The organism is Aquimarina algicola (assembly GCF_006443095.1).
In the GTDB taxonomy this organism is placed as follows: domain Bacteria; phylum Bacteroidota; class Bacteroidia; order Flavobacteriales; family Flavobacteriaceae; genus Aquimarina; species Aquimarina algicola.
The window spans coordinates 445,850-451,980 of record NZ_VFWZ01000004.1; the positions used below are offsets into that span (position 1 = coordinate 445,850).

General features: G+C 31.8%; 7 protein-coding genes. All 7 read right to left on the minus strand.

What is annotated here, in order from left to right:
- Positions 1-27: 27 nt before the first annotated feature.
- Positions 28-294, minus strand: coding sequence for a hypothetical protein (locus tag FHK87_RS15655; RefSeq protein WP_140594692.1), 267 nt, complete (start codon positions 292-294; stop codon positions 28-30).
- 62 nt (positions 295-356) lie between these two features.
- The gene (locus FHK87_RS15660; protein ID WP_140594693.1) at positions 357-818 is read right to left on the minus strand and encodes a peroxiredoxin; all 462 of its coding nucleotides are present in this window, start codon (positions 816-818) and stop codon (positions 357-359) included.
- A 2-nt stretch (positions 819-820) separates the two neighbouring features.
- On the minus strand, positions 821-1,231 hold the full coding sequence (locus tag FHK87_RS15665) for a 6-pyruvoyl trahydropterin synthase family protein (RefSeq protein ID WP_140594694.1): 411 nt from the start codon (positions 1,229-1,231) through the stop codon (positions 821-823).
- Positions 1,228-1,749, minus strand: a complete 522-nt coding sequence (gene idi / locus FHK87_RS15670; RefSeq protein WP_140594695.1) for an isopentenyl-diphosphate Delta-isomerase — start codon at positions 1,747-1,749, stop codon at positions 1,228-1,230. The genes FHK87_RS15665 and idi overlap by 4 nt, the downstream gene beginning before the upstream one ends.
- Positions 1,750-1,885: 136 nt before the next feature.
- Positions 1,886-3,847 carry an OmpA family protein gene (locus tag FHK87_RS15675; RefSeq protein ID WP_140594696.1) on the minus strand — a complete coding sequence of 654 codons (1,962 nt, stop codon included), beginning with the start codon at positions 3,845-3,847 and terminating at the stop codon, positions 1,886-1,888.
- Between the two features lie 24 nt (positions 3,848-3,871).
- The gene (locus FHK87_RS15680; RefSeq protein ID WP_140594697.1) at positions 3,872-4,822 is read right to left on the minus strand and encodes a PorP/SprF family type IX secretion system membrane protein; all 951 of its coding nucleotides are present in this window, start codon (positions 4,820-4,822) and stop codon (positions 3,872-3,874) included.
- Positions 4,823-4,874: 52 nt separating this feature from the next.
- Positions 4,875-6,131 (minus strand): DUF7507 domain-containing protein (locus FHK87_RS15685; RefSeq protein WP_140594698.1); only part of this gene is annotated, 1,257 nt, incomplete at its 5' end.

A 6,131-nucleotide genomic window follows, 5' to 3' on the forward strand; every position in this document is an offset into this window, starting at 1 on the left:
GAATTTGCAAATACTTTTTTAAAAAAATTACAATGCATTTACTTTTTCTACCAAAGACTCAGCTGTCTTCTTCAAATCTTCTCTTATTGTTTTAAAATGTTTTGATGAATTTTCAACCTGTCGCTCATTAGCTCTAGAGATAAGAACATCAAAAGATGAAATTGCTTCATCAATAATAGCTTCTCCAGGCTTAGTATCTTTTCCTGGGTTATTAAGCTCCCAGATATATACTTCTTCTATTATATCTCCAAAAACATAATTTATTTCTTTCTTAAGATCTCTTTTATTTGCCATATCATTTTTGTTTTATGTTAAATTTAATTCCGAAAGATGCTTTATTTATTCATCAATCAAAATCACTCTTCTGCAATATCTTTTATTTTTTTCAATGCTTTAGTTAAATGCTTGGATGCATTAATACTATTAAATTTTAATCTTACAACTCCTTTTTTATCTATTACATAAGTTTCTCTACCTGGTAAAAGTCCTAATAATTCGGATTTAACTCCAAAAAGTTTTCTAAGTTTATTTTTCTTATCAGATAAAAAAACAAAAGGTAGTTTATATCTGGATTTGAATTTTGTATGAGATGCTATCGAATCCGAACTAACTCCTACGACTTCTGCTCCAAGGGATTGAAAATCTACATAACTATCTCTAAAATCACATGCTTCTTTTGTACATCCTGGTGTAAAATTTTTAGGATAAAAGTATATAACCACAGGTTTCTTTCCTATGATTTCATGACTCTTAAAAATATTCCCTTCATCACTTTCTGCAGTAAACTCAGGTACTTTATCTCCAATTTCTAAACTCATTCTTATTCGCCGCTATAAATTACAAAATTACGAGGAGTTTCGTAAAGAGTTACTTCTAAATCATATTTAGAATCTAGTTTTTTACGTAATCTATTCCAAATAACAACCGCAATATTTTCTGCCGTTGGGTTTAATTCTTTAAACTCTTCAACTTCTTCATTCAAATTTTTATGATCCATATAGTCTTCGACCTCTGTTTTAATATGATCTTTTAAAATTTTAAGGTCTATCAAATATCCAGTTTCAGGGTCTATTTCTCCCGATACTGCTACGGTCAAATCATAATTATGTCCATGAAAATTTGGATTATTACATTTGCCAAATACTTCAAAGTTTTTTTCATCACTCCAATCTTTACGATATAGTCGATGTGCTGCATTAAAATGAGCTTTTCTACAGGCTTTAATTCTCATATGGATATGTGTGAATAAAATTTATCAAAAATGATTTTAAACCATTCTGTATATATTTCTGGATATTTCTGGATATCATTCTTAACTTTTTCGACAGACATCCATTTCCAATTTGCTACTTCATCAGGATTAATTAATGGTTCTTCGTTATATTCTCCTATTAGAACATGATCATACTCATGTTCTGTAAGACCATTATCAAAAGGAGCTTTGTAAATAAACGATATACTATCCTGTAGAGAGGTCACAAATCCCATTTCTTCTTGTAACCGTCGTTCTCCTGCTTCAATATTACTTTCCCCTTCTCTTTGATGACTGCAACATGTATTTGTCCACAAACCTGGAGAATGATATTTATGATAAGCCCGTTGTTGAAGCATCAACTCTTTTTTATCATTAAAGATAAATACAGAAAAAGCCCTATGCAGTACTGCTTTTTGATGGGCTTCTAATTTTGGCATCACTCCTATTTGTTCATCATTCTCATTAACTAAAATAACTTTTTCTTCTTCTTTCATTTCTTTTTTTGATTACCTCAAAATTACAAAATCAAAGTACTAATTCATAATTCTAGTTTTTATGAATTAGCAAGGTATATTATATTAAAAAAGCTATCTAAAATTAGATAGCTTTTTTAATCATTGTCTATATTTTTTACTTAATAATAATAAATTCACTTCTTCTATTAAGCTGATATTCTTCTTTTTTGCAATTAGAACCATTGCTGCAATCATTTACAGGTTGGGTTTCACCAAAACCTTTTCCTACAAGTCTATCTTCTGCTATACCATTTTTGATCATATAGGCAACCGTAGATTTAGCTCGCCTTTCTGATAAATCAAGGTTATAGTTATCATCTCCATGACTATCTGTATGAGAACGTACCTCTATCTTCATCTCAGGATATTGATTCATTACTTCTATTACTTTTGCCAATTCAATAGCTGCATCTTCACGTATATAATCCCCATCAAAATCAAAATAAATTGTTTTCAAGGAAAGAATTTTAGCTAAATCGTCTCCAATATCAGCAGATTTTATTTTCTTTTCTAACATCAAAGGCGTATCTAATGTCTGTGTTTCTTCAGGAGTATTAACTAATTTTTCTGAGGTAACATACTCTTCTTTTTCTGCCCTTACAAAATATTTAGATCCGCATTTTACGATTTGAGAATAGGTTCCATCTTCTCCTACGACAATACTTTTGATTAGATTATTGCTACTATCATAAACAGAAACTTTTGCTCCAGATAATATTTCGTTAGTATCTTTATCGGTAACTACCCCAGCAATTGTAATCTCACAAAAACTTTTCAGATCTTCTAACTGTAAAAAAGAATAGATATCATCACTACCAACTCCATTTTCTCTATTAGACGAAAAGTATCCTCTTTTTGATGCTACATCTACTATAAATGCAAAGTCATCTTTTGGGCTATTAACTGGCTTACCAACATTTACGACAAGTTTCTCTTCTTTTGTTTGAGGACTTAAACGAGTAACATATACATCCAAACCTCCTAAACCATTATGCCCATTCGATGAAAAATATAGGTCATTATCATCACTTATAAAAGGAAAGGTCTCTTTTCCTTCTGTATTAATTCTACTTCCCAGATTTTGAGGTTCGCCAAAACTACCATCTGTATTGATGCTTATTTCGTACAAGTCTGATTGTCCTTTTCCTCCGGGCATATCAGACGTAAAATAAAGCGTTTTTTCATCTATACTCAAGGCAGGGTGCGCTGTAGAATATTCATCACTGTTAAAAGAAAGGCTTTGTGGTGTTGTCCAATCCCCTTGCGTATTTTTATAAGATCGATATATCTTTAATTTATTTGTTCCTTTTTTGTCTTTTCCAAACCTTCTTTCGGTATAGTTATTTCTAGTAAAATAAACAGTTTTACCATCTTTTGTGAAAACAGGAGTAGATTCATGGAACTTAGTGTTCAAAGTATTACTAAACTTCTCGATTTCTGCTAATTCGCCATTTACTGGGTTATATTCAGCTCGATAGAGGTCTAAAAATGACTCATTGTTCCATTGATGGATATTCTTACTAAAAATCAAAGTATCCCTTGAGGAAGCAAACACGACAAACCTTCCAAAAAAAGCTGTTCCAAAATCAGAAAACGAAGAATTTATAGAGGAGTTTTCTATTTCATATCTCCCGGACTGAAAATCAATTCGCTTGAGATAATCTGGTTCATTTTGAAATAATTTTACGCGTTCATCATTAGAGGTTAATTCTGTGAATTTTTGCATATACACATCAGCTTCTTCATATTCTTTTGCTGATTTTAAAGTTTGAGCATATCTAAAATAATATTCTGGTTCAACCTCACTGCTATAGGATTCTAATAATTCTTTGTACCACTTTTTAGCCTCTTCAAATTGGCTGTTAAAATAGTAGCTATTTCCTAAGTTTTTTAGAATATCAGCATCTTTATAACCTTTTTTTATAATCTGTAAATAGGTTTTTTGAGCATCAATATATTGATATTTATCATATTGTTCATTGGCTCTTTTCAGTTTGTTTTCTTGCGAAAAAACAGAATTACCTATTATGGATAATAATATCAAAGTCAATAATGACTTTTGTAAATTTATGACCATATCGAGAATCATTTTTAAACTAAATTAAAAGAAACGTGGTGTTAACATTCGTTTGTATTTCTTGAAGAGTTCAAAACGTAACATTACTTCATAACTACCATCATTAAATTGTGTTTGCCCCAATTGGGTAGTCTCTCTATCGTATGCAAATCCAATCATCATAGCATCAGACACCTGAAACCCTACCATACCACTTACTGCAGCACTCCATCTGTAGGCTGCACCAAGAGTTAATCGATTATAGAGTAAAAAATTTGCAGATACATCTACCTGTAAGGGTGCTCCAGATACTGCTTTTGTAAGTAATGCGGGTTTGAATTTTAAATCAGGATTAATATCAAATACATAACCTGCTATTAAGTAATAATTTATCCGTTCTTCGGCTAAAAAACTTACTGCATCACTATCCTGAGTAGAACTCTCATCAAAGTGATTTGTCTCTAATAAATTAGGAGCACTTAGACCAAGATAATAGCGATCGGTATGGTAATATACACCAATACCCACTTGAGGACTAAATCTGTTATCAATGTTATTTTCAAATAATGGATCTCCTTCAGTAAATTCAGATAATCGTTGGAAATCAACATTTAATAAATGACCTCCTGCTTTTAATCCAAAACTCAACTTATGCGTATCTGAAGTACGTATTGTATAAGAAAAGTCAACACCAAAAAACGTCTCGTCAGTTGGACCAATTTCATCATTTACAATAGATAAACCTAATCCTACTTTTTCTTTATCTCCAATAGGAGTATTAATCGTTAGGGTCTGTGTTCTGGGAGCGCCATCTAATCCAACCCATTGACTTCGATGAAGTCCCATTATACTCAACACTCCTCTACTACCTGCATATGCAGGATTTACACTTATGGTGTTATACATATATTGGGTATATTGAGCGTCTTGCTGGGCTTTAATAGTAACTGTAAAACTACATACCACTAATATCCATATTACTAATAGTTTATTCATAAGTATTTTATTCGATTTGGGGATTAACAAATATATAACATTCTCATTAAATCTATCTATTTATATACAAGTAACCTGCTTTAGATTTACTAATTCCATTGGCGTTTTCATACTTTAATATGTAATAGTATGTTCCAACCGGCAATTCATTTTTCTCATTTATAGTTGCTCTTCCATTACTTCTTCCTTCAAAATACCTTGATCCTGATTGTTCATAACCATCTTCTTCAAATACTTTAACACCCCATCTATTAAATATTTCCAAAGTATTGTTAGGAAAATTATTCAATCCAACTATTCTAAATTGATCATTTATACCATCTCCATTAGGAGTAAGTCCAGTGTATATTATAATTTCTTCATCTGTATCTAAAGTTGTGATTGTCTCATCTTCAAAATCTCCATCATTATCAATATCAGTATCTGTATCATTATTTGGGTCATCTGAAAGATCAATCACATCATTCCCATTTGGATCTTGACCATTTACACTTGCCTGATTAGAAACACTTCCTAAAAGCACATCTTCTTCGGTTAACTCATAAATGGCTGTAAAACTATTACTATTTGTTTCTCCAGCTGATAGATCTATAGGGCCACCATTAACCTGTATTCCTGCTAATGGATCTGTAAGAATAATATTGGTAATATCAACGTTACCAGTATTTTCGACAGTAAATATATATCTTATCTGATCTCCCGCATTTAATACTCCGTCATTATTAGTGTCTACATATTCACCTACTTTTGTCAATGCCAAGTTAGGGGTTTGTTCTATATTTGTTATAGTAGGATCATTTGTAGCATCTCCATCTCCATCTTCATCTATAGTTTCATCTCCACTATCAGAAATATCAATCACATCATTTCCACTTGGATCTTGACCAATAACGGTTGCACTATTCATCACTTCTCCAATATTAATATCTTCTTGTGTTATTTGATAAGTTGCAGTCGCTGTTCCCTCTTCTCCTGGATTTAAAGAAGACGGTGATATACTTAAATTAGTACTTTCTGTTAATGGGTCATCTATAACTATATTATTTATTACCGTATTACCTGTATTAAGAACTGTAAAAGTATATGTAATAACATCGCCAGCAAAAAAGCCATCAGTAGAAGCCGTTTTGGTAAGACGTAATCTTGGAATTGATTCATCTATAATTGTAACGGTATCACTCGTACTGGTTCCTGCAACAACACCACTTGGTAAGGTGCCTAAACTTGCAATAGCCGTCTCATCTCCTTCTATCAAACCATCAGTAGCTGCATCAACTGCTACTGTACCTGTGTCTGAGCCATTGGGAAT

What these genes read in the sequence shown, in the direction of transcription:
- FHK87_RS15660 (WP_140594693.1), bottom strand. Translation starts at nt 818, where the DNA reads ATGAGTTTAGAAATTGGAGATAAAGTACCTGAGTTTACTGCAGAAAGT.
- idi (WP_140594695.1), bottom strand. Translation starts at nt 1,749, where the DNA reads ATGAAAGAAGAAGAAAAAGTTATTTTAGTTAATGAGAATGATGAACAA.
- FHK87_RS15675 (WP_140594696.1), bottom strand. Translation starts at nt 3,847, where the DNA reads ATGGTCATAAATTTACAAAAGTCATTATTGACTTTGATATTATTATCC.
- FHK87_RS15680 (WP_140594697.1), bottom strand. Translation starts at nt 4,822, where the DNA reads ATGAATAAACTATTAGTAATATGGATATTAGTGGTATGTAGTTTTACA.
- FHK87_RS15655 (WP_140594692.1), bottom strand. Translation starts at nt 294, where the DNA reads ATGGCAAATAAAAGAGATCTTAAGAAAGAAATAAATTATGTTTTTGGA.
- FHK87_RS15665 (WP_140594694.1), bottom strand. Translation starts at nt 1,231, where the DNA reads ATGAGAATTAAAGCCTGTAGAAAAGCTCATTTTAATGCAGCACATCGA.